At 55.5% G+C, this 25054-nt stretch carries 19 protein-coding genes; 12 read left to right on the forward strand and 7 right to left on the reverse strand.

Translation table 11 applies throughout. The annotated features are described in order from the left end of the window. The first annotated feature begins 35 nt into the window (after positions 1–35). The 5 genes from DW724_RS11765 to DW724_RS11785 all read left to right on the forward strand — a co-directional run bounded on the left by DW724_RS11765 (position 36) and on the right by DW724_RS11785 (position 6218). Positions 36–1082, forward strand: a complete 1047-nt coding sequence (locus tag DW724_RS11765) for an IS30 family transposase (protein WP_118761601.1) — start codon at positions 36–38, stop codon at positions 1080–1082. A gap of 195 nt (positions 1083–1277) precedes the next feature. Beyond that, entirely contained in the window at positions 1278–2912 is a 1635-nt protein-coding gene (locus DW724_RS11770; protein WP_118761602.1) for a VanW family protein, read from the forward strand. Between the two features lie 20 nt (positions 2913–2932). Further along, positions 2933–3865 carry a DUF975 family protein gene (locus tag DW724_RS11775; RefSeq protein WP_158580307.1) on the forward strand — a complete coding sequence of 311 codons (933 nt, stop codon included), beginning with the start codon at positions 2933–2935 and terminating at the stop codon, positions 3863–3865. Positions 3866–4046: 181 nt separating this feature from the next. Beyond that, the gene (locus DW724_RS11780) at positions 4047–4919 is read left to right on the forward strand and encodes a mechanosensitive ion channel family protein (protein WP_158580309.1); all 873 of its coding nucleotides are present in this window, start codon (positions 4047–4049) and stop codon (positions 4917–4919) included. A 141-nt stretch (positions 4920–5060) separates the two neighbouring features. Beyond that, on the forward strand, positions 5061–6218 hold the full coding sequence (locus DW724_RS11785) for a Gfo/Idh/MocA family protein (RefSeq protein WP_110436725.1): 1158 nt from the start codon (positions 5061–5063) through the stop codon (positions 6216–6218). Between the two features lie 84 nt (positions 6219–6302). Here DW724_RS11785 and DW724_RS11790 read toward each other — a convergent pair whose 3' ends face one another. Continuing rightward, entirely contained in the window at positions 6303–7460 is a 1158-nt protein-coding gene (locus tag DW724_RS11790; RefSeq protein WP_118761605.1) for a DHHW family protein, read from the reverse strand. A gap of 13 nt (positions 7461–7473) precedes the next feature. Further along, on the reverse strand, positions 7474–8850 hold the full coding sequence (locus DW724_RS11795; RefSeq protein ID WP_118761606.1) for an MBOAT family O-acyltransferase: 1377 nt from the start codon (positions 8848–8850) through the stop codon (positions 7474–7476). A gap of 206 nt (positions 8851–9056) precedes the next feature. On the opposite strand from DW724_RS11795, the gene DW724_RS11800 reads away from it, so the two are divergent. The 3 genes from DW724_RS11800 to DW724_RS11810 all read left to right on the forward strand — a co-directional run bounded on the left by DW724_RS11800 (position 9057) and on the right by DW724_RS11810 (position 13464). Beyond that, positions 9057–10397, forward strand: coding sequence for an S-layer homology domain-containing protein (locus tag DW724_RS11800; protein WP_118761607.1), 1341 nt, complete (start codon positions 9057–9059; stop codon positions 10395–10397). Positions 10398–10545: 148 nt separating this feature from the next. Then, positions 10546–11865 carry an MATE family efflux transporter gene (locus DW724_RS11805; RefSeq protein WP_118761608.1) on the forward strand — a complete coding sequence of 440 codons (1320 nt, stop codon included), beginning with the start codon at positions 10546–10548 and terminating at the stop codon, positions 11863–11865. Between the two features lie 831 nt (positions 11866–12696). Then, positions 12697–13464 (forward strand): tRNA threonylcarbamoyladenosine dehydratase, encoded by a 768-nt coding sequence (locus DW724_RS11810; protein ID WP_118761609.1) that lies wholly within the window; start codon positions 12697–12699, stop codon positions 13462–13464. 50 nt (positions 13465–13514) lie between these two features. On the opposite strand, the gene DW724_RS11815 is transcribed toward DW724_RS11810, so the two are convergent. Both DW724_RS11815 and DW724_RS11820 read right to left on the reverse strand, forming a co-directional pair. Beyond that, positions 13515–13931 (reverse strand): acyl-CoA thioesterase, encoded by a 417-nt coding sequence (locus DW724_RS11815; RefSeq protein WP_118761610.1) that lies wholly within the window; start codon positions 13929–13931, stop codon positions 13515–13517. 528 nt (positions 13932–14459) lie between these two features. After that, complete coding sequence (locus DW724_RS11820; protein WP_202183528.1) at positions 14460–18191, reverse strand: phosphoribosylformylglycinamidine synthase; 3732 nt, start codon at positions 18189–18191, stop codon at positions 14460–14462. 445 nt (positions 18192–18636) lie between these two features. On the opposite strand from DW724_RS11820, the gene rpe reads away from it, so the two are divergent. Both rpe and DW724_RS11830 read left to right on the forward strand, forming a co-directional pair. Continuing rightward, entirely contained in the window at positions 18637–19320 is a 684-nt protein-coding gene (gene rpe / locus DW724_RS11825; protein WP_117750831.1) for a ribulose-phosphate 3-epimerase, read from the forward strand. A 76-nt stretch (positions 19321–19396) separates the two neighbouring features. Then, on the forward strand, positions 19397–20194 hold the full coding sequence (locus DW724_RS11830) for a hypothetical protein (RefSeq protein ID WP_118761611.1): 798 nt from the start codon (positions 19397–19399) through the stop codon (positions 20192–20194). A 268-nt stretch (positions 20195–20462) separates the two neighbouring features. Here DW724_RS11830 and DW724_RS11835 read toward each other — a convergent pair whose 3' ends face one another. Beyond that, on the reverse strand, positions 20463–20795 hold the full coding sequence (locus tag DW724_RS11835; protein WP_118761612.1) for a hypothetical protein: 333 nt from the start codon (positions 20793–20795) through the stop codon (positions 20463–20465). A 200-nt stretch (positions 20796–20995) separates the two neighbouring features. Between DW724_RS11835 and DW724_RS11840 the strand changes: the two genes are divergently transcribed. Both DW724_RS11840 and DW724_RS11845 read left to right on the forward strand, forming a co-directional pair. After that, complete coding sequence (locus DW724_RS11840) at positions 20996–21970, forward strand: ROK family protein (RefSeq protein ID WP_118761613.1); 975 nt, start codon at positions 20996–20998, stop codon at positions 21968–21970. Then, positions 21967–22584, forward strand: a complete 618-nt coding sequence (locus tag DW724_RS11845) for an HAD family hydrolase (protein WP_118761614.1) — start codon at positions 21967–21969, stop codon at positions 22582–22584. Before DW724_RS11840 ends, DW724_RS11845 begins: the two co-directional genes overlap by 4 nt. A gap of 127 nt (positions 22585–22711) precedes the next feature. On the opposite strand, the gene ftsH is transcribed toward DW724_RS11845, so the two are convergent. Then, entirely contained in the window at positions 22712–24550 is a 1839-nt protein-coding gene (gene ftsH / locus DW724_RS11850; RefSeq protein WP_118761615.1) for an ATP-dependent zinc metalloprotease FtsH, read from the reverse strand. After that, positions 24547–25002, reverse strand: coding sequence for a MarR family winged helix-turn-helix transcriptional regulator (locus DW724_RS11855; protein WP_118729819.1), 456 nt, complete (start codon positions 25000–25002; stop codon positions 24547–24549). The genes ftsH and DW724_RS11855 overlap by 4 nt, the downstream gene beginning before the upstream one ends. Positions 25003–25054: the final 52 nt, after the last annotated feature.

The following is a 25054-nucleotide window of genomic DNA, read 5'->3' on the forward strand; positions in this document are numbered from 1 at the left end:
GCCGCCCCTTTTCTTTTATCACGGAGGGGAACACAATGGGACAGCACTGGAGCCATCTGACGCCGACCAAGCGCATCCAGCTCGACGCCTTCATCCGCGCAGGAATGAAGCCGACAGACATCGCCAAAGAGCTCGGCGTCCATCATACGACCATCTACCGGGAGCTGAAGCGGTGCACCTATGAGCACCTCAACAGCGACTACACCACCGAGACCAGATACAACCCCGAAGGCGCGCAGGCCCGCTATGAGGCCAACCTCCGCGCCAAGGGGCCGGAGCTGAAGATCGGCAACGACTACGAGCTGGCCGACTACCTGATCGCCAAGATCCGCGACGAGAAGTACAGCCCGGAGGCCGCGATCGGTGAGGCCGAGGTCAAGGGCTGGCCCTTCAAGACCCACATCTGCGCGAGCACCGCCTACAACTACATCCGCGGCGAGATCTTCGGCGACGAGCTGACCGTCTCCATGCTGCCGCAGCACGGCAAGCGCCACCAGCCGGAGTGCCCGGCCGGATCCATGCCCCGCAAGCCCGCCGGCCGGAGTATCGAGGATCGCCCTGAGCACATCAACGACCGCAGCACCTTCGGACACTGGGAGATGGACAGCGTCGAAAGCTGCCAAGGCGTCAGCAACACCTACATCGTGATGACCGAGCGGAAAACGCGCTGGGAGCTCATTATACCGTCGCCGGACAAGACGGCCGCCAGCGTCGTCGCTGCGATCGACGGGCTCGAGGCCAAGTACGGCGACCTGTTCCCGAAGGTATTCAGATCCATCACCTGCGACAACGGCTGCGAGTTTGCCGACGCTGCCGGGATTGAGCGAAGCGCAAGCGGCAAGGGCACCCGCACCGAGGTCTACTACTGCCACCCCTACCGGCCGAGTGAGCGCGGATCCAACGAAAACCAAAACGGCCTAATCCGGCGGCACGTTCCGAAGGGCACCGACCTCAGCACAATCTCAGACGAGGAAACCAAGCGGATCGAGGCGTGGCTCAACAACTACCCGCGGAAAATGTTCGGTTATCTGTGCTCCGAGCAGCTTTTCCGCGAGGAAATGGCCCTCATTCTGGCCTCGTAAAATTATTTTTGCTTTTTTGTGCATTTACTCTTGACAAACGGCAGATTATGACGGCGTATACCGAATTTATCCGAATTTGTGGTTGCTATCATGAATACAGGGCGCTATAATATAAAGGTATACCTGTCGAATAATGGCGGGTGCATCGAGAATCCAAAGCATATTCCAAGCATAGATTAGTTAAGAGGTATACTCATGGCAGATAAAAGCGCAAACAAACCGAAGAAGGGAGCGCATTTGATCAAAAAACAGGCCAAAAAGCCGGAAAAACCGGCGCAGGTCATCCGGACGGAAGCGAAGCAGCCGAAGAAGAAACGTCGTGTTCCTATCGGTGTAAAGATTGCCGTCGGCGTTGTCATTGCGGCGGCAGCCGGTGCATTCGGCTATGTGTACTGTTACCCGAATGTTTTTCCGGGCGTGACTGTCGGACCGATCGCGGTCGGGGGCATGAACCGCGATGATGCGGCAAACACCATCGAGGACCAGAGTGCGCCGCTGTACGAGGGTAAGAACGTCACGGTGACGATTTACGGCTCCAACTATGATATTCCGGTCGATAAGGTGCTGAAAAACGTGGACGGCATCCAGTCCGCCGAGAACGCCTATGAAATAGGCCGCACCGGCAATCCGCTCGAGCGCGTGCGCGATATCATCGGCGCAATGCGCGGTCACAGAGAGGCGCAGATTGCGGCAACTGTAGATGAAGAAAGTCTGCGCGGCACGCTTAACGAAATCGCGGACACGGCGCTGACCGAACCGGTCAATCCGACCTGGGAGCTGCAGGACAGCAATCTGATCGTGCATTCCGGCAAGCCGGGCGTCAAGTTTGACACGGAAACGGTAGAGCAGGCGCTGACCGATCAGATCCGCCTGATGGACTTTGAGCCGTATGAGGTCTCGACTGATGTGACAGCCGCTCCGGCGATTGACGTTGACAAGATCGCAGCCGACATTATCGGTGACCCGGTCAATGCCACCGTCAGCAAGGAGGACGGCAAGACCATCATCGCCGGCAAGGCAGGCGTGTCGTTCGACACCGATAAGGCCAAGGAGATCATTGGCGACGGCTCGCAAGAGACCTACACCATTCCTGTGACGATCACCCAGCCGTCCATCACGGCAGAGACGCTCAAGGCGAAGCTGTTCCACGATACGCTCGCGCGCACGGCGACCAATCTCGATGAGGGCAACGCACCGCGTACGAACAACATCCGTCTGGCGGCTAAAGCCATCAACGGCACCATCCTCAATCCGGGCGACGAGTTTTCCTATAATGGCACGGTTGGCGAGCGCACAGCCGCACGCGGTTATCAGGAGGCGCACGCCTACTCAGGCGGCAAGATTATTGACGAGTTCGGCGGCGGTGTCTGCCAGCCGTCCTCGACGCTGTACATGGCCGTGCTGCGTGCCGATTTGAAGGTGACCGAACGGCATAATCATTCGTTTACCGTGTCCTACACACCGCTCGGCGAGGACGCAACCGTGGATTACGGCAATCTGGATTTCCGGTTCGTCAACAATACGGCGTATCCGGTCAAGATTCTTGCCGAGCAGACCGACGGTCAGATGATCATGACCATTGTCGGCACCAAAACGAGCGACAAGACGGTCACGACCCGCACAGAGGTGCTCGAGACCTATAAGCCGGAGACCGTTACAAAGACGGACAGCTCGATGGAGGCAGGCGAGAGCCGCGTGGAGACCTCGGGCATCACGGGCTACTCGACCAAGACCTACAAGCAGATTACTGAAAATGGCAAGACGACCGAGGTGCTGGCTAATAGCTCCACCTATTCCAAGCGGGATGAGGTCGTGTACGTCGGTGAATGATAAAGAAAACGGAGAATTTTATGAACAATTTTACAGCTGAGACCCGCAGACAGCTTAAGCGGGAGCAGAAGACGCGTGTAATGGAAAACCTTGGCCGGTGTATCGGCATCCAGCTGATGTACCTTGTGCCGTATGTGCTGCTGATGGTGATCCTGTACGTTTCCGTGTTCGGCAGAGCGTTCGCGCTCATCGCAGGCGGTGTTTCCGTAAATGATTACCAGCTGATGGCGGCACTCTCGCGCGGACTGAATACGGTATGGTTGTGCATTGCGCTTATGCTGGCGATCACGGGCCCCCTGCAGTTCGGCCTCATGCACTTTTACATCGGCCTCGCACACGGCGAGGATGTGACGGTGGGTATGCTCATGTACCCGTTCACCTCGCTAAAAAGTGTCTGGGCGGGCATCCGTATGGTGTTTACGCTGTGGCTGCGCGGCATTATCTGGTCAATCGTGCCGACCGTCATCTATTCGACAATCGTGTTTGCGGTTGCTATGGCTGTCTCGGATACGGCACAGTATCAGGTGATTGCGGGAGCGCTGCAGGTTGTGTACCTGCTGGTGATGATTCCGATTCGCGTTAAGCTGCAGACTTATAACGCAGGCTGGCTTCTGCTCGCGCAGGATGAGAACCGCAGTGCATGGGCAGCTACGCGTGAGGCTTCATGGGCGTTCCGCGGAAATCTGATGAAGCTGTTTGTGTTCGATCTCAGCTTTATCGGCTGGTATGTACTGATCGCTGTTGTCCTCTGGGGATGTATCCTGCTCGGTACGGTCGGCCTGACTGCGATGAGCACCGGCATGGCGATTGCGGTATTCGCGGCGGCTCTGGTGGCGGCGCTATGCCTGACCGCTGTGCTGAACGGTTTTCTTTCGGCGTATATGGAAAGCTCGTTCGTGCGTGTGTATGAGCATCTGACCGAACCGTCGGCGGAGTTTTATCCGGAAGGGTAAGCATCCTGCCGGGCAACCTGCATTCGTGGAGGTTATGCGGTGATAGCATCAGGCAAACGATAGGATATCATTTATGAATGTGTGAAAAGCCTCGGAGATGTATGCTCCGAGGCTTTTTCTATTGTATCGTACCCGCAGATACGCTATAATAAACCTATCTCCGGAAAGAGAGGGAACCCTGATGTTTGAATGGTTTACAGAATTTATGGAATCGCCGCTGGGAAAGCTGATTTCCACGGGAATACTGGCCGTGGCGGTGCTGCTCCTAACGCTGGCGGCGGCTGGACTGGTCAATCGGCTGATGAAAAAGCTGGTTGACCGTCACCGGAAAACGAACAGCAGTATTGCGACCGTCTTAGGATTTGTGCGCTACATAGCGGTTGCTGCGGTGTACTTTGCGGGCGGCATGGTCATCGTAGGCGCGATTCCGGTGCTGTCGAGTGCGGTGCGTACTCTGCTGGCGACCGGCGGTGTGATTGCGGTGGTTGCCGGTCTTGCAGCACAGGAAGCACTCGGCAGCGTGGTCAGCGGCATGATGATCCTCGCATTCAAGCCGTTTAAGATGGGCGATGTCGTGCGCTATGTCGATAATGACATCACCGGCTGCGTAGAGGAGATCACGCTGCACCATACTGCGGTCCGCACGTTCGAGAACAAGCGCGTCATCATCCCAAACAGCAAGATGAACAGTGCCATCATCGAGAACGCCGACTATGCGGACAGCAAGGTCTGCGTGTTCCTGACAGTGGGGATTACCTACGAAAGCGACCTCAAAAAAGCCAAAGAGCTGCTCGCCCGCGAGGTGCGGAAGCAGCCGGCCTTCCTCGATATTCGCACCGAGCAGCAGAAAAAGGACGGCGTGCCCGATGTGCCGGTCGTTGTGCTTGAGCTGGCGGATTCCGCGGTTGTTCTGCGTGCATCGCTGTGGGCGAAGGATAACGCCACCGCATTCGCACTGAAGTGCGCCGTGCTCGAGGGCATTAAGCTCACCTATGATGCGGAAGGCATTGATATTGCATATCCGCACATGCAGGTCGTAAAAAGCAAGGAGTGAACAGGCAGGAGTGAGGAGTAGACGATGGTAAACCGCAATCGAAACTCCTGTCTCCTGCCTGTAAGAAATCGCAAGATATTGTAAGACATCCATCCGCATTCCTTTTATAATATGGTCAAAGAGCAAAGGGAGGAACATAAGATGAAGAAATTACGCGTTGGTGTAATCGGCATTGGCGACATCAGCAATGTTTACCTGAATAATCTGAAAAAGTATGACGCAGTCGAGGTGGTGGCATGTGCCTCACGCGGACTGGAGAAGGCACAGCGAAAGGCGGCAGAGCACGGTATTCCCAAGGCATACGCCTCCGGTATGGAGCTGATCGCTGACCCGGATATTGACATTATCCTCAATCTGACGACGCCGCAGGCACATTATGAGTATAATCTGGCAGCCTTGAAGGCAGGCAAGCATGTCTACACGGAGAAGCCGCTGGCGATGACGTTTGAGCAGGGCAGGGAGCTTGTTTCACTTGCCAAGGAGAAGGGACTGCTGATTGGCTGTGCGCCGGACACCTTCCTCGGCGGTCGCTTGCAGAACATCCGCGAGCTCATCGACAGCGGCAGACTGGGCCGCATCACGGGCGGCGGTGCATGGTTTGTCGGTCACGGGCACGAGTTCCACCATCCGGCTCCGGCATTCTTCTATCAGCCGGGTGCGGGCCCGCTGTACGACATGGGGCCGTACTACGTCACCGCGCTGCTCAGCCTGCTCGGCCCGGTAAAGCGCGTTTGCGCAATGGCCACCAAGGCAGGAGAGACGCGCACCGTGCCGTCCGGCCCGAGCAAGGGACAGGTGCTGCCGGTGGACGTGGATACTCATATCAACGCGATTCTTGAGTTTGTGTGCGGCGCACAGGTGACGCTGACCTGCAGTTTTGACGTCTGGGATTCCGAGCTGCCGCGTATGGAGATTTACGGTACAGAGGGAACCGTTCTCATTGACGAGAAGGACCCGATTTCCGGTCCCAACCTGTTCGGCGGCGATACGCTCATGCGCACGCCCGACCAGTACCGCTGGGCGGATGCCGAGCGCCGTCCGGAGAACGTAAACGCGCCGTGGCCGGTCGTGCCGAACAGCCATCCGTACAATTCGGTCAGCCACGCCGAGAACCCGCGCGGTATCGGTCTGGTGGATCTCGTCTACGCGCTCGAGGAGGGCCGCAAGCCGCGTGCCTCCGGCGAGATGGCGCTGCATTCGCTTGAGGTGATGGAGTGCATCCTCAAGAGTGCACATGAGCACGTCTTCTGTGAGCCAACAACTACATTTGAGCAGCCGAAGCCGCTTGATTGGCAGTAATTGAAGTAAAAGCCAGAGACGAATTTTTCATTCTCAATTACACCGCATGTCTATCTGAAAAAGACACCCCAAGGGGTGTCTTTTTTATTCCGCAAGTCCCATCGTGCCGTTGCCTTGGGTGGTGATGCAGGTCAGATCATCGCGGACATACAGTACGACATCGGGCCGATAATCAGTGATATAGTCAAGGATATTCTCGCCGTCATAGTGACGGTAATCCAGACTGCGCATTTCGTCGCACGAGGTATACAGGATACCCTCTAAGGGGTTCGTGAACGAATCGCCGACGACAAGCACGCGCGGCAGACCGGGACGGTTTGTCTTGATAATGGTTTCGCCAATGTCGCCGCCCATGTAGTAATCGTACATGTTGTTGAAATTCTCATTGACCACCGTGCTGGCAACCGGCTTGCCGTTATCTTCTCGCGTAAAGGGCACGGGTGTGCCGAGCGTGAAGCGGTACAGCTTGTCATCCGTGGGGTACTCGCCGAGCAGTTTGCGGGAGCGGGAACCGAGGAACGGCCGCTCAATCTGCTCGATGGTCACATCGGTGGTGACAGGTGCGTCTATGCCGAGCGTCTGCAGGTGCTCCATAGTGCGCAGATAGGTCTCATACGCGCCGTAAAAGTTGTAGTGATGGTCGGTTTTGCTGTAATATTTCTCCGGATCGGTGCAGAGATAGTCCGCCATGTTCAGACAGTCAATGCCGCGCGCATCCAGTCCGGCGAGAAAGTCCGTGCGCATGGAATCATCCGTGTAGGTGCCGGACGTGAGGTACGACGGATATTTGTACCGCAAAGCACTGCTCTGCTCGGGAATGGACAGATAGACAAACCTTGCACCGACAGTCTCACACGCCGCGTTTACCTGCGAGAGCGCATCCAATACGGTCTGCATGTCCTCATGGTTGTAATCGGTGCGCGGCTTGCCGTGATAGGGCAGCAGCGTATCACCCGCGATAACCGTGTTGCTGACGACCGGATTGTGCAGCGCAAGCTCCTTGCGGACGTTCAGCCGCAGCAGCGGAACACGGCAGGCAAAGTGGTCACTGATATAGGTCTCTACATCGGAGAAAAACGTGCCGTCCAGCACGGTCTCGACGCTCGGCACCGGAAAGACCGCCAGCCTGCGATTTTCGTAAAACGAGCCTTTTTCCTTCGGACTGAATACGCTGACAGCCGAAAAAACGGCCAGCGTACCGCAGAACAGCACGGTTTTGACAATATGCTTCGCGTTTTTCATGTCTCAGCCCTCCTCAGAAACGGAAGTAGATAAATGGGTTGTAGCTGCTGGCGAGCAGGCGCATCATGCACAGTGTGAACAGGACAGCCAGCACCGGAAACTCCAGCACGCGCCATACACGGGAGGCCTTGAGACGCGGGAACACCGGCGCAGACAGTATAACACCGAACAGCAGGTATGGCCAGAACCGCAGCAGATATTCGATTACGAACCGGTTGAGCGGCACCGTCGAGGTGAACATGCTGCCGAGGTACTGCACCGCCAGTCCCATCGAATCGCTGCGGAAGAACACCCAGCCGATGACGATAAAAAACAGCGCATAGACATGCTGCAGCACGGACGGCAGACGCGCAATCAGTCCGGCGAGGAATTTCTTTTCCAGAATGAGCAGCACGCCAAAGTACAGACCCCACGCCATAAACGTCCAGTTGGCACCGTGCCAGAAGCCGGTCAGTGTCCATACGGCAAGCAGATTGAAAATGTGCCGTGTGGGTGAGCACCGGTTGCCGCCGAGCGGAATGTACACATAGTCGCGGAACCAGGTGGACAGCGAGATATGCCAGCGGCGCCAGAACTCGGTGACCGACTTGCTGATGTACGGGTAGTTGAAGTTTTCGAGGAACGCAAAGCCGAACATCTTGCCGAGACCGATCGCCATATCCGAGTAGCCGGAGAAATCGAAGTAAATCTGCAGCGTATAGCCAATCGCGCCCATCCACGCACCGGCGGCAGACAGCTCGCTCGGTGCATATTTGAATACGCCGTCCGCAATCTGCGCGAACACATTGGACAGCAGTACCTTTTTGCTGAGTCCGAAAAGGAAGCGGCTGATGCCCTCGGAAAACTGCACAAACGAGTGCTTTCGCACGGCAAGCTGCACGTTGACATCGTGGTAGCGTACGATCGGGCCTGCAATCAGCTGCGGAAACATGGAAACGTACAGCGCCAGCGAAAACGGGTCGTGCTGCGGCGGAACCTCCCGGCGGTATACGTCAATGACGTAGCTGAGCGCCTGAAAGGTGTAAAACGAGATGCCGATCGGCATGACAATGCCTGTCACCGGAATACCCAGTCCGAACAGGCTGTCCGCTGAGTTGATGAAGAAATTCAGATACTTGAACACACCCAGCAGGCTTAGATTGGCGATAACGCACAAAATGAGCAGCGGTTTTCTGTATGTACTGCGCATGGACAGACCGAACAGGTAGTTCATCAGTATCGAAAAAATTAGCATGCCGATCAGCCTTGGCTCTCCGTAAAAATAGAAGAACAGGCTGAATAAAAGCAGCACCGCGTTCCGCACCCGGATAAATTTCTGCGGCACGATATAATAGCAGAACAGCGCCGCCGGCAAAAAGAAAAATAGAAAAATCAGACTGCTGAAAACCATGTAGCAAACATCCCTGTATGGTAAAATTGCTGTCAGAAAGGCAAAACAACCGACAAAAAGCACCTTTAGTTTACCATGTTCTGCGCGGATTTGCAATCATGCGTCAGATAGCCGCATCGTTTCTGAATTGTTGTTTACTTTTTCCAAGAACTATGCTATATTAAGGATAAGCTATTGGCTGTTTCGATTAAAAGGAGGAAGACAATATGAAAAAGATGAGAATCGCACTGGCATCCATGCTGGTTGCTGCCGGTATTACGGCAACAGCCGGTGCGGCGAACTTCACCAACTGTGCGGACCGCCTGAAGGACGTGGGACTGTTCCAGGGCACTAATCAGGGTTACCAGCTTGACAAGGCACCCACCCGTGCCGAGGCTTCGGCAATGCTGGTCCGCCTGCTGGGCAAGGAGACTGAGGCAGAAAAGCTGACCTACACCGCGCCGTTTACCGATCTGAAGGACTGGGAAAAGCCGTATGTGCAGTACCTGTACGATAACGGCCTTGCCAACGGCATGAGTGCGACTGCCTATAACCCGACCGGCAAGTGCTCTGCACAGATGTATACCACGTTCCTGCTGCGCGCACTCGGCTACTCGGATGCCAAGGGCGATTTTACCTATGCCAAAGCACTGGATTTCGGTGAGCAGGTTGGTCTGGTGGACGATATCAACTGCAGCACCAAGAATTTCCTGCGTGACAACGTAGTTGCAATGAGCCTGACCGCGCTTGATACCGATGTCAAGGGCAGTGACAGCATTCTGCTCGATAAGCTGGTTGCAGACGGTGCGGTTGACAAGACCAAGGCTGCTTCTCTGGGCGCATTTTTCGCAGACGCGGATGCATTCAACACCGCTGCGAAGAACACCTCGGCGGAGTCCAAGATGGCTATGGATATGAACATCAAGGCAAGCGTTAAACTCGGCACCACCAAGCTGCTCGATATGTCCATGCCGATGACGATTAAGACCGATATGAACCTCAAGGAGCTGGACAAGTCCGTGATGGCATTCGGCGGCAAGCTGAACATGACGATCGACCCGTCTTTGGCGAACGGCGGCGATACCAGTATTTCGCAGGATATTAACTATTACTTCACCAATGGCACTTACTACATGGATATGGGTGCACAGGGCAAGTACAAAATGGCGATGTCCTTTGATGATGTGCTGAACGGCATGGAGATTTCTGCTATGAACAGCGCTGTTCCGGTCAGCGCGATCGAGAGCATTACCAAGGGCAGCAGCGGTATGACCGTTAAGTACAACATGAACAGTGTCTTCAGCTCTGACCTGTTTGATGAGCTGCTCGGCGGCATGCTGGACGGTGTTTCCATCAGAACCCGCGATATGAATGTTACCGCGAAGGCAGTCAATGGCATGCTTACCGATACCGCGATTTCCGGTACGGTTGATATTACAGCAGAGGGCGAGACCATCAGCGCAACTCTGAACGCAGCCGCTAAGGTAACCGCTACCGGCGATGCGGTTAAGATTACGCTGCCGACCGATCTGAGCAGCTATGTCGATCTGCCGACCGAGATTAACTGACGGCTTGACAATTCCGCATCTTTTATGATAAACTTATCTCACTAAAATTTGTGTGGATTTTTACAGCATCTCAAGATGTTCTTTTTCGCCGCACGACCGGGATTCCGGTCGTGCGGTTTTTTATTTGCACAAAAGGGAGGAACCGAACGTGAACCAACGCTTTATGCGGGAAAAGCCGATACTGCCGCTGCTGCTCTCAATGGCGCTGCCGATGGTGGTTTCCATGCTGGTGAACTCGCTGTACAACATCATCGACAGCCTGTTTGTTGCAAAAATAGGGGAGGACGCGATAACAGCGCTGTCACTGGTCTATCCGGTACAGAATTTGATAAACGCGCTCGCTATCGGCTTCGGCGTGGGCATTAACGCAGTGATTTCGTATCATCTCGGTGCCGGTGAGCTCGACAAGGCGGACGCGGCGGCGACGCGCGGTATTGCGTGCTCGGTTATCCACGGCGTAGTGAGCATGATCGTGTGCATCACCGTTATGCCGCGTTTCCTGCGGCTGTTCACGGATTCTGAGCAGGTAGCGGAGATGGGTACGCAGTACGCGTCTATCGCGTTCGCGTTCTCGGTGATTATCATGGTCGGTCTCGCATTCGAGAAGATTTATCAGGCGATGGGCCGCATGCAGGTGACCATGACGGCGCTGCTGTTCGGCTGCGTGACAAATATCGTGCTGGACCCGCTGCTCATCTTCGGTATCGGGCCGTTCCCGCAGCTTGGCATGCGCGGCGCGGCACTCGCCACCGGCATCGGCCAGCTGGTAACGCTGGCATTCTATCTGGTGATATATCGGCTGCAGCCGGTGTCCGTGCATATCACACGCAAGGGGCTGCACGGCGCTCGAGGCATCACGGCACGGCTGTATGCGGTCGGCATTCCGGCGGCACTCAATCTGGCGCTGCCGTCATTGCTCATCTCGTGTCTGAATGCGCTGCTGGCGGGGTTCAGTCAGGCATATGTGGTCGTGCTCGGCATCTATTACAAGTTGCAGACCTTCCTGTATCTGCCTGCGAGCGGCATTATTCAGGGGATGCGTCCGGTGATCGGTTACAACTACGGTGCGGGTGAGCGGGAACGCGTCAGCCGTATTTTTCAGGTAGCGCTTGCGCTGTGTGCGTGCATTATGATGATCGGCACGGTGCTGTGTCTGGCGTTCGCATCTCCGCTGATGGCACTTTTCACCGAAAATGTCCGGACGGTGGCTATCGGTGCACATGCGCTGCGCATTATCTGTGTGGGATTTCTTGTTTCGGCGGTTTCGGTTACGGCGTCTGGCGCACTGGAAGGACTCGGAAAGGGTACGGCGTCGCTCGTGATTTCACTGTGCCGGTATACCGTGGTCATTCTGCCGATCGCGGTCGTGCTGTGTAAGATTATGGGTGCGAATGGCGTCTGGCATGCGTTCTGGGTGACGGAGTTTATCTCGGCAGGAGTGGCATTGGTCGCTTGGAAGCGAGTGTAACTGCGCTGACGCCTGCCGCGCCCGCGGCGGTGGGCAAGAGGGTAGACACCTACGGTTTCTACCCTCTTAACTCCCGTTTCCCTTTGTTTCCGAGTCTGGCGCAGACCAGAGACCGGCGACCGCTTCGAAAAGGGGAACGGCAGAGGATTTTTTCTACCGTAGGGGAGCACAGTGTGCTCCCATTTCTTTACCTATTCGCAGTGTCAGATAGCGTTCTGCTATACAGCTCGGCTATTCTACGCTGGGTGCGGCATAACAGTGCCGCACAATTCGTCAGCGCGTTATGATAGACAGGGCCTGCGAAGATAAATTGCACCAAACGCCTAATTCGTAGGTGTTGTGCGTTACAACGTGCCAAGGATTTGCGCGACACTGTTATGTCGCGCCTGCGGAGACAAAACCGCCTGTGTAGCAGTACGCTATCTGACACTGCGAACAGGTTGCTTAAGAGGACGGACTCCGAAGGTAGTTCGTCCGTAGCAGAGAAAAATCCTCTGTCGTTCTTCTATTTCGCAGCGGTCGCCGGTCTCTGATTCGCGCCAGACTAAGAAATAAGGGAAAGGTAGGAGTTCAAAAAGGAAGGGAAACCGCAGGTGTCCCTTCCTTTTTGCCCCCGCGGCGGGTGCCGCGCTCTCCCGCCGTCCGCAGACGGCGAATCCCCCGCTGAGGTTCAGCGAAAAAATTCCCGCCCGTCAGGGGCGAACACGCTTACGCAGTTCGAGTACCCCGGTCAGTCGGTGCAGGGGAACAACAGCTTTCCTATTGACACAGTAGGCATTCCCCGCTATACTTATAATTAAGCGAAAAACTGCACGAAAGGGAGAAAAAAACTTGCTCAATCAATTTTCGAGAACCGAGCTGCTGCTTGGCAAGCAGAGCATGGAACGCCTGTACAACGCGCGTGTTGCGGTGTTCGGCATCGGCGGTGTAGGCGGCTACACGGTAGAAGCGCTGGCGCGTTCGGGTGTCGGTACACTTGACCTCATCGACGATGATAAGGTGTGTCTGACCAACATCAATCGCCAGATCATCGCTACCCGCAAGACGGTCGGTCAATACAAGGTAGAGGCCGCCGCCGAGCGTATTCACGATATCAATCCGGACTGCAAGGTCAACGTTTACAAAACCTTTTACACGCCTGAGACCGCTTCTCAGTTCGATTTCACCCAGTATGACTACGTTGTGGATGCGATCGACACCGTAACCGGCAAGCTCGAGCTGATCGAGCAGGCAACCAAGGCCGGTACGCGTATCATCAGCTGCATGGGTGCGGGCAACAAGATTCACGCTGACAAGCTGGAAGTGACGGATATTTATAAGACCTCCGGCTGTCCGCTCGCGCGTGTTATGCGCTACGAGCTGCGCAAGCGCCGCATCCGCAAGCTCAAGGTCGTGTACTCCAAGGAGCCGGCTATGACGCCCATCGATGATATGGCGATTAGCTGCCGCCAGAACTGCATCTGTCCGCCGGGCACTGCCAGAAAATGCACACAGCGCCGACAGGTTCCGGGCAGCACGGCGTTTGTGCCTGCTGTTGCGGGTCTTATCATCGCAGGTGAAGTTGTTCAGGACCTGACCGGTGTGGAGAATAAAGGATAACACAGGCAAAACAAAAACCGTCATCTCAAATGCAGAGATGACGGTTTTTGTTACTCTTTGACAATATTTGCAGCCAATGCCGCGTCAAACTCCGGCCAGCACCGCTTGAGGATAGCCGGTTTGCCCTCGGTGTTGATAAAGCAATGGCGGCTGTCGCCGGTACAGCGCAGCGTGCCGGTCGCCTTGTCGTAGACATCATAGTGCAGCGTCATGCGTACGCCGTTGTACTGCGTGATAGATGCTTCGATTCGCACGGTTTCGCCGAATTTCGACATGGTTTTGTACTGGCAGGAGACCTCCAGCACCGGACCGCTGTAACCGGCCTCTTCAATGCGGTCGTAGCCGAAGCCGAGCTGCTCGAGCAGATCCACGCGCGCCTCTTCGAACCAGCGGATGTAGTTCGAGTGGTGGACGATGCCCATGCCATCGGTTTCGTAGTATTGGACTTTGTGCTCACAGGGGTTCATAAAAACACCTCGTTATTGGAAGAAAGTGAGTTGCGAAGTTTTTAGATTGCAAGTTTGTTCTTTGACGCTAAAGAATATTTGGATAGATCATGAAAAGACAATTCATAGGAGCTGTTATAGAAACCACGCTCTGTATAAATTTCTGTTGTAGGTGCTCCTGTTATAAATAATCAAGATTATTGAAGGAAACGGCACAAAGATGCGAATAAAATGAGTCGTTCGCATATACAAGGATCAAGCATTCGTGACTATTGACAGGATCAAACTCGGTTAGATATACACCGAAAGAAAGTCTATTTCGTTGGCAAATATGAGCAAGATGACAATCGAACTGTGCGAGATCGGCAGTCTCCAATATTATTGGGGAAAATGCAGGAGTATCTCGAAGAATTTGCCGCCAATATGGGGATAAACTGATATATCCTAAAATGTCTTGCATGATGCGCTTATAGTATTTTTTAACCGCTTTTTCATATTGCATTTATTGATAGGAAAGCGCCCTCGTTGAGGGCGCTTTCTGCACAGGCTTTACTTAAAGTATTTCACGCCGTTTGCGAACAGCGGCTGATACTTTTCGCCGTAGATATTCTTGCCGACAAACGGGCTGTAACGCTCGGTGTGACCCATCTTGCCGAGCACACGGCCGTCCGGGGAGGTGATACCCTCGATCGCGCACATGGAGCCGTTCGGGTTCCACGCGATGTCCATGGACGGGGCACCGTTCAGATCGGTGTACTGGAACGCTACCTGACCGTTCTTGATCAGGTCGTCGATGACGTGCTGCGGCGCTACGAAGCGGCCTTCGCCGTGCGAGAACGCGATGGAGTGCAGGTCGCCGACATTGCAGGAGGACAGCCACGGGGACTTAACCGACGCAACGCGGGTGGTGGCGTAGCGGCTCTGGTGGCGGCCGATGAGGTTGAAGGTCAGCGTCGGGTCGTCGCCGGTCATCTCGTCACGGATTTCACCGTAGGGAACCAGACCAAGCTTGATGAGCGCCTGGAAGCCGTTGCAGATGCCGAGCATCAGACCGTCGCGCTTGTTCAGCAGCTCGTGGATGCTATCCTTGATGCCTGCGTCGCGCAGGAAGGATGCAATGAACTTACCGGAACCGTCCGGCTCGTCACCGCCGGAGAAGCCGCCCGGCAGGATAACCATCTGCGCCTTACGGATGGAGTTTTCGAGCTGCTCTGCGCTCTCGCGGAGGGCATCCGCGGAGAAGTTGCGGACAACGACAATCTCAGCTGCGCCGCCTGCGTTCTCAACCGCACGGGCGGTGTCGTACTCGCAGTTGGTGCCCGGGAATACCGGAATAACGGCCAGCGGCTTTGCACTCTTGACCGCCGGAGCGGCAGCATTGCGCTCGGTGAAGGAAACCTTGGTTAGATGCTCATCGGAAGCAGCTGCCTTGGTCGGGAATACGCTCTCGAGCTTGCCTTCAAAGGCAGCCGTCAGCTCGTCAAGCGTTACGGACTCACCGGCAACCGTGATCTTCTCGTCGTCGGTGGTGTGGCCGACCAGCCAGTAAGCCGGGAGTTCGGATGCGGCTTCGATCAGGATGCCGCCGAAGTTCTTGAGGTACAGCGCGTCAGACGGGAAGGAATCGTCCATCTTAAAGCCGATCTTGTTGCCGAGCGCCATTTTGCACACGCCCTCAGCGATACCGCCGGTGGACAGCGCCCACGCGGAAACCGCCTTGCCGGACGCAATCAGGTTTGCAACCTCGTTCCACATGAACTTGAGCGTGGTGTAATCCGGCGTGCCGTCCTGATTGTACGGTGCATCGAAGAAGTAAACCGGATGACCTGCCGCCTTGAACTCAGGAGAGATGAGGCGGGAAGCGTCCTGCGGCGCGATAGCGAACGAAACCAGCGTGGGCGGTACGTCCATATCGTCGAACGAGCCGCTCATGGAGTCCTTGCCGCCGATGGCTGCCAGACACAGGTTCTCCTGTGCGGTGTACGCGCCCAGCAGGGCGGACAGCGGCTTGCCGAAACGCTTCGGATCCTTGCCGAGACGCTCGAAATACTCCTGGAAGGTGAGGTATGCGGTCTCAAAGTCACAGCCCGCTGCGACCAGCTTGGCTACAGACTCGATTACCGCGGAGGATGCACCGAGATACGGGTTCTGCTCGGTGAAGTAGGGGTCAAAGCCGAACGCCATGACAGAGGCGGTTTCGCACTGACCGTTCAGTGCCGGCATGGTAGCCGCCATGACCTGCGTCGGGGTCAGCTGATACTTGCCGCCGAAGGGCATGAATACCGAGCTTGCGCCGATGGAGCCGTCGAAACGCTCAACCAGACCGCGCTCGAGGCAGATGCCGAGGGTAGAGGCGTGGTTCAGCAGCTTTTCCTTTTCGGAATTGCCTGCCGGAGCACAGGAGATAGACGGAGTCGGCAGTGCGCCAACCTCTGCGTCAACGTGCTTGGAGCAGCCATTGGTGTTGAGGAAATCACGGGAAACATCCACGATCTTAACACCGTTCCAGGTCATGCACAGGCGGTTCTTGTCGGTAACGGTTGCGACAACAACAGCCTCGATATTTTCCTTGGCAGCTGCGGCAATAAAGGCGTCTACGTCCTTTGCACGGACAACGACAGCCATGCGCTCCTGCGACTCGGAGATGGCCAGCTCGGTGCCGTCCAGACCGTCGTACTTCTTCGGTACGGCATTCAGATCGATGTCAAGGCCGTCGGCCAGCTCGCCAATGGCAACCGATACACCGCCCGCACCGAAGTCGTTGCAGCGGCGGATCATGCGGGTGACATTGCCGTCGCGGAACAGGCGCTGGATCTTGCGCTCTTCCGGCGGATTGCCCTTCTGGACCTCTGCACCGCAGGTCTCGAGGGATTCCTCGGTGTGCTTCTTGGAGGAGCCGGTTGCACCGCCGCAGCCGTCGCGGCCGGTCTTGCCGCCGAGCAGGATGACGATATCGCCCGGCTCGGGTACCTCGCGGATGACGTTCTCCAGCGGAGCCGCGCCGACAACAGCGCCAATCTCCATGCGCTTTGCGACATAGCCCGGATGGTAAATCTCGTGTACGAGGCCGGTAGCAAGGCCAATCTGGTTGCCATAGGAGGAGTAGCCCGCAGCAGCGGTCTGGCACAGCTTGCGCTGCGGCAGCTTGTGCTCGAGGGTCTCAGAGAGCGGCACGGTCGGGTCGCCCGCGCCGGTTACGCGCATTGCCTGATAAACGTAGGAGCGGCCGGACAGCGGATCGCGGATCGCACCGCCGAGGCAGGTAGCAGCACCGCCGAACGGCTCGATCTCGGTCGGGTGGTTGTGGGTTTCGTTCTTGAACATAAGCAGCCAGTCCTCGTAGTGACCGTTCACGAGCGCCTTCACCTTAATGGAGCAGGCGTTGATCTCCTCGGACTCGTCAATGTTCTTCAGGTAGCCGCGCTTCTTGAGCACCTTAGCCGCGATCGTACCCATGTCCATCAGCGTTACCGGACGCTTCGCAGCCTTTTCCTCGCCGTAGACTTCTACGCGGGCAGCCATGTAGCGGTCAAATGCGTCCTGCACCATCTGATCTTCGAACTTTACGTCATCGATCTGGGTGAGGAAGGTGGTGTGGCGGCAGTGGTCGGACCAGTAAGTATCGACCATGCGAACCTCGGTGATGGTCGGGTCGCGCTTTTCGGTGTCGCGGAAGTAGGTCTGCAGGAACTTGAGGTCGTCCAGATCCATCGCCAGACCCATATTATGCAGCAGGTCAGAGAGAGCCGTCTCGTCCATGTGAGTAAAGCCGACAACCGATGCCACGCTGGTCGGGATAGCGTACTCTACCTTGAGGGTTGCAGGCTTAGCCATCGAAGCCTCGCGGGTGTCTACGGGGTTAATCAGATAGCCGCGGATCTTGTCCATGTCCTCAGCAGTGAGTTCGCCTTCCAGAACGTAAATTTTAGCGGCTGCAACGGTCGGGCGTTCGCCGCCGGTGAGCAGCTGGATGCACTGTGCGCAGGAATCGGCGCGCTGATCGAATTGACCGGGCAGCGGCTCTACCGCAAGGATGGTGTGAGCGCCTTCCGGACGGGGAAAGTCCTCGTCGTAGCACACATCAGCCATAGGCTCGGAGAATACGATGCCCTTTGCCTTCTCGTAGGTCTCAGGTGCAAGTCCCTCTGCGTCGTAGCGGCAGAGATAGCGCACATGAGTCAGGTTTTTGATTTCCAACAGGTCGTGCAGGCTGGAGAACAGGCTGCGTGCTTCGACATCGAAGCCGTTTTTTTTCTCGGAATAACAACGATTGACGCTCATGATCGTGTTCGCTCCTTTATTGCATGATACTTCTATTCTACCTTTTTCACGCAGATAAATCAATCGGTGAGGGCGACAAAATATTGTTGATTTCGATGGAGAAGTTTTCTATACCGTTAGAACAAATTAGTAATCAGGAATTAGCAAACGGTAATTGACGGTGTGGTGCAGCCTTCTTCTGGGTATAGCTCATTAAAAATGGAAACCGCAGGATGTGACAAGATGCAGCGGTGTAAAGAAGATGAAAACGTTATGTTATCTCCACTCCACACTCTTTACTTTCAATTTCCAAAGAGGTGTGATATAATGTAAATCAAGAGGAGGGCGACCGTGCATGCCGCCCTCGTATTCAAAAAGACGGCGCCGTGCAAACCGGTTGAGCATACAGGCGCGTCTGGTATCAAATTATGCCGCGGAATACTCTGCGGTTACAGGAGGAACTGTCATGGAAATCAAGCTCTCACCGTCTATTCTGTCCGCAGATTTTGCAAATCTTGCACGCGATATTAAAATTGCCACCGATGCCGGTGCGGAATACGTTCACGTTGACGTTATGGACGGTCACTTCGTGCCGAATATCACCATCGGCGCTCCGGTGGTTAAGGCGCTGCGCAAGGCGACCGACAAGGTGCTCGATGTACATCTGATGATCTCGGACCCCGATCAGTATCTGGACGACTTCATCAAGGCCGGCTCGGATATCATCACCGTACACTACGAGTCCAACGGTGATACGCTTGAGCAGCTGAAGAAAATCCGCGCAGCCGGTGTCAAGGCAGCCTGCGTTATCAAGCCGAAAACCCCCGCTGAGGTGCTGTTCCCGCTGCTGCCATACTGCGATATGGTGCTCATCATGACCGTTGAGCCGGGCTTTGGCGGTCAGGGCTTTATTCCGGAGTGCATGGACAAAATCAAGGCTGTCCGCGCGGAAATCCAGAAGAACGGCTATAAGTGCGAACTGGAGATCGACGGCGGTGCAAAGCTGAACAATACCGCCGACATCGTAGCCGCCGGTGCAGACGTTATCGTAGCAGGTTCTGCCGTGTTCGGCGGTGACATTGCAGCCAATGTCAAGGGCTTCCATGAGGTGTTCAAGGAAGGCGCAGCCAAGGCAGCCTGGAGCAAGTAATCATATAAGTGTGAACAACCCCCAATCGTTAGTCTGTCTGACCGTTGGGGGTTTCCTAATAGAGATGAGGGATAAAATGAACGAACTGACAAAGCGAATCGTTTCGTGTGTGCTGCTGATGATGATCGGACTCGGGTGCTTTTTCGGCATTTCGGGATGGCAGTCTTCACCGGAGACGCACCGGACGAGCATTGAATATTTAAACGAAAAGCAGGCGACTGTGATGAAGCTGACTGCGGCTTCCACGGCAGCATCTGCAGCTGTTTCGGCTCTGCCGGGAGACACGGGCAGCGCCATCGCAGAAAAGCTGGCTGATCTCACGTCGGACTTTCTGATCGTACTGTGCGCCATTATGCTGGAGAAATACCTGCTCACCATTACCGGATACGCGGTTTTCCGGTTTATTTTACCGGCAGTGTGCGTGCTGCTCATTGTCCGGCAGTTCTGCAGCAGCGAGATTCTGGCGAAACTCGCATTCAAGCTGGCGCTGTTCGGCATGGCGGTTTGGCTTGCCGTTCCGGGCGGCATCACAGTATCGCGCATGATCGAGGCCACCTATGAAACCTCTCTGTCGCAGACCATTGAGGACGCGCAAAGTGCAGCGGATGATATCGATACCAGTGCGGGTTCGGACTCGGATTCGGACAGCGAAAAGAGCGGTTTCTGGTCGGGTATTACGTCCTCGGTGCAGAATGCGGTCTCTGGCGTGACGGAAAAGTTTGAAAAACTGCTCAGCAATGTCATGGAGGCACTCGCTGTGCTGATCGTTACCTCGTGTGTGCTGCCGGTGCTCGTGCTGCTGTTCCTGCTGTGGATTGTGAAAATGCTCACCGGGATTGACTTCAATCTGCCGAAGCGGAAATCAACGGTGTAATTAAGAGTGGAGATCGGATAGTAAAGATGACATAGCGATTTATCCTTCTTCACATGATTCTATCTTGTTATTAAAGGTATACCATAGGGGACGTTGGCTTGGCACATCGCCGCTAACCCATCTGCATAGACCTAAAGGAATGAATTTCAAATATTGTCAGACCTGCAAGGTCAATCCGTCTCAAAACGGCAGCTGTAAGACCTTGTTAAAATAATAAAACCGCCTGAAAAGGCGGTTTTGGTTTTATTGTGTATTTATCTATGGTAAATTAATGTTGCGGGTGTTGCTTTACGCTGCGTTTCATCTGGTACATGCATACGCCCGCGTTTGCAACAGCCGCCAGCAGGAACAGTACGACTGCGCAGAACCGAATAGCGAACGATGTATCCAGAAGGGCGCTGAAATCCTGTGCATATACGCGGACATTGTACTCGAAAATCTGCCCGAGCAACGCCAGTGAGCACAAACCCATACTGACCGCTGCAAATGGCAGCGCGTTTTTTCGTCTGGCCAGTGCAATGAGCGGCAGTACAAGTGAAAGTATACCGCAGGTCAGGCTCCCCACAGAGCACATCACCGAGATTGAAATTGTAGTGGACATTTTTTGTCTCCTCCTTCCTTTGCGAACAGTATAACATATTATGGGTGGAATGGAAAGGACAATATTACGCAGCAAATAAACCCTCACGTTAATTCCTAACGCTTAATTACTAATTCAGCATTGACAGAACCGCCCACAGAGGATATACTGTATGTTGAAATTAACACACTATTAAAAAGTGTTTTGAAAAGAGGTGCACCATGGCAGACACAGGAAAACTCAAGCGGGAGAACACGGCTCTGCTTCGGCAGGCGATGCAGCACGGCTCTGCCGGCAAGAACGATCTTGCGCGGCTGACACATCTCAGCTTTCCGACCGTCAGCCGCATTGTGGATGAGATGGTCGAGCGCGGAGAAGCGCAAGAAATCGGCACGGCAGCCTCCACCGGCGGACGCTGCGCCATGCAGTACCGGCTGAACCCGCAGTACCGGCTGTTCCTGTGTCTGCGACTGGAGCAGGACACGCTGCACTGTTTTGTGTGCGACCTCGACGGTACACCGCTCGAACAGGAACAGCAGACCTGCTCCGGCGATGTGCGCGAATTTCTCGACACGCTTCTGATGCGTGTTAGGGCGCGTTACCCGCGGCTTGCAGCGGTGATGCTCGGCTTTGCCGGAACAATGCATAACGGCATCGTCACCGAGAGTTTCGGTTACCCTGAGCTGCGGGGCGTAAGCCTTAGTGCGTATCTTCACGATAAAACCGGTCTGCCGTGCATGGCGGCCCGTGATATGCAGGTCGTGGCTGCAGGCTACGCGGCGCAGTACACGCCCGCACCGAAAGCCGCTGTGTGCATTTACATCGGCAAGCTGGGTGCAGGCGCAGGTATCGTGCTGAACGGAAAGGTCTGGGGCGGTGCCGCAGGCTTTGCCGGAGAACTGCATTATCTTCCAATCGAACACAATCTCGAATACGCGCAGAATCACTTTGCAGGCGCGGATATAAGCGACTATTTCACCAAGGTCATCTGCGGCTGTGCGGCGCTCATCAATCCGGACAGGGTGGTGCTGTATGCCGATTCCCGTCTGACCGATAAGGCATCGCGGATACGCGAAAGCTGTGCGCAGGCGCTGCCGGAGCAGGCTATGCCGACCATAGAGCTGTCTCAGTCCTTCGAGCAGGACTATACCCGAGGGTTATTTACCTTGGCGAAAAAGATGGAGGAAACCACATGAAATACTTTGTTTTTGACATTGACGGCACGCTGATCGACTCCTCAAAGGTAGATCAGTGGGCCATGCGCACTGCACTTGCCGAGTTCGGCTATGAGTTCACCTACGAGCAGCTGATCTTCTCCTTCGGTATGCCCGGCAGACGCGCATTGGCGAAATTAGGCATTCCGGCCGAGCGGGTTGAGCCAATCATGGCTCGCTGGGAAGCGCTGGCGTATGACCGTCTGGACGAAATCCCGATGTACGACGGCATTCCCGAAACGATAGAGGAACTCAGAAAATCCGGCTGTTCGTGTGGCATTGTCACCTCGCGGACACGTTTGCAGCTCAAGCAGGGGATTGAACCCATTGGCTTCACGCCGTGGTTTGATGAGATCATCTGCGCGGATGATGTCGAGCATCCCAAGCCTGCGCCGGACGCTCTGCTCGAGTGTCTGCGTCGGTTCGGCTGTAAACCCGAGGACGCCGTCTATATCGGCGACAGCGAGTACGATATGCAGTGCGCCAGGAGCGCCGGCGTCAAGAGCGTCCTCGCCCTGTGGGGGTGCTCCGAGGCGGAGAAGTTAATGTCGGATATGAGGTTTGAACATCCGGCAGAGATTCTGTCGCTCAGATAAATATAATTGTATATGCTTAGGGGCGGACCAATGTGTCCGCTCTCTCTTTTTGGTCTGTTCCTTGTTGTGGGTATAGGCAAAAAGAAACCCTTCCTCATTACGAGAGAGGGTTTCCTTTTGCACAGATTTACTCGGATTTATGCAGCAGATCCATAAATTCTTCACCGGTGATGGTTTCTTTTTCCAGAAGGAAGTGTGCCAGACGGTGCAGGGCATCCATATTATTCTGCAGGATGCCGATGGCCTTCTCGTGCGCGGTCTTGACGGTGGCAATCACTTCCTCATCAATCTTCGCAGCGGTCTCCGCCGAGCAAGCGAGCGCGGTATCGCCCGACAAATACTGATTCGTCACGGTCTCGAGCGCAACCATATCGAACTTACGGCTCATGCCGTAGCGCGTGATCATCGAGCGCGTCAGCTTGGTGGCCTGCTCGATGTCGTTGGATGCACCGGTCGTAATCGAGCCGAAAATCAGCTCCTCGGCTGCACGGCCGCCGGTGAGCGTTGCCACCTTGTTCAGCAGCTCGTCCTTGCTCATCAGATTGTGCTCGCCCTCATCCACCTGCATGGTGTAGCCGAGTGCGCCCGAGGTACGCGGCACAATGGTAATCTTGGTGACAGGCGCGGAGTCGGTCTGCTTGGCAGCCACCAGTGCGTGACCGATTTCGTGATACGCAACGATCTCCTTCTCCTTGGCGCTGAGTACGGCGTTCTTGCGCTGCGCACCGGCAATGACGGTCTCGACGCTCTCATCCAGATCGGCCTGAATGACGCTGTTTCGTCCCAGACGAACGGCACGCAGAGCCGCCTCGTTGATAATGTTGGCAAGGTCAGCGCCGGAAGCGCCGGAGGTTGCGCGGGCAATCGAGTTAAAGTCGATATTGCCGGACATGTGAACATCCTTAGCGTGCACCTTCAAAATTGCGATACGACCCTGCAGATCGGGCAGCTGCACCGGAATGCGGCGGTCAAAACGGCCCGGACGCAGCAGAGCCGGGTCAAGCGACTCTGGACGGTTGGTCGCCGCCAGAATAACGACGCCTTTGGTGCCGTCAAAGCCGTCCATCTCGGTCAGCAGCTGGTTGAGTGTCTGCTCGCGCTCATCGTTGCCGCCCATGCCTGCGCCGTCGCGCTTTTTACCGATGGTATCAATCTCGTCGATGAACACGATGCACGGTGCTTTTTCACTGGCCTGCTTGAACAGATCGCGTACCTTGGCCGCGCCCATGCCGACGAACATTTCGACGAACTCCGAGCCGGAAATCGAGAAGAACGGCACATGCGCTTCACCGGCAACGGCTTTCGCCAACAAGGTCTTGCCGGTGCCCGGAGGGCCGACCAGCAGTGCGCCCTTGGGCAGCTTTGCACCGATGGAAGCGTACTTGTTCGGGTTGTGCAGGAAGTCCACGATCTCAGTGAGGGCCTCCTTGGCTTCATCCTGACCGGCGACATCAGCAAAGGTCTTGCCGGTCTCGGTCTCGGCGTAAATCTTGGCGTTGGATTTGCCGAAGCTCATCATGTTGCCGCCCATGTTCTTCATCATCTTTTTCTGCAGCCACTGACCGACCGCGATAATGAGCACAATCGGAACAACGTAGCTGATGAGCATGCTCAGCAGGGGAGAGGTCTGGGTCGGAATCTCGGCAGCGAACTTGACATTGGCCTTCAGCAAGCGGCCGACCAGCTCGTCATCCGGGAAAATGCCGGTCTTGTAGAGTGCGTCCTTGCCCTTGTCATTGGTGGCCTCAAAGGTAATTTCCTGATCCTGCTTGTCGTAGGCGATGGTCTGCACCTTGCCGTCGTCCACCATGGCGATGAACTCGTCGTAGCCGACCTCGATAACCTGCCGCTGCAGCAGGCTCGGAAACAGCAACCAGTTGAGCATCATAAGCACGAGCAGCATGACCGCATAATAGAAGATCAGCGGTTTTTTAGGGTTTTTCGTCCCTTTTGGGTTGTTATTCATGTGAGTTTCGTCCTTTCGAGTAAATCGTTGAGGTTTTGCTGCATCTTGCGCATCACACCACACAGGGTCTGCATTTCCTGCTCGGAGATGCCCTGCTGCAGTGTCAGCGCAAAGGTTTCGCAGCGGTGATGGAGCGTTTTGGCAGCAGCGTGTCCTTCATCAGACAGGTGCAGGTGCACCAGACGGCGGTCATTCTCGTCGCGTACGCAGTAGAGCAGACCGCGTCTCTGCAGTCCGTCCACACTGCGCGTCACCAGCGGCTTGGAAACGTTCCACGCCTGTGCAATGACAGTTGCGGTGTCCTGCTCGGGCGCGTTGCGGTACAGAAACAGCAGCACGAACATCTCATTTGGCGTAAAGCCGCAGTTTTCGGTCAGCTCGCGGAAGCAGCTGCGGTACAGCTGACCCGCGTGGAACGCATCGGCGGCAAAATCATGGGGAGAGCCGGGCATGCGGTGTCCTCCTTTCGGCAAACGGTTTACTTGTAAACTATAATAGACCGAA

The sequence above is a fragment of the Butyricicoccus sp. AM27-36 genome (assembly GCF_003480945.1).
Taxonomy (GTDB): domain Bacteria; phylum Bacillota; class Clostridia; order Oscillospirales; family Butyricicoccaceae; genus Agathobaculum; species Agathobaculum butyriciproducens.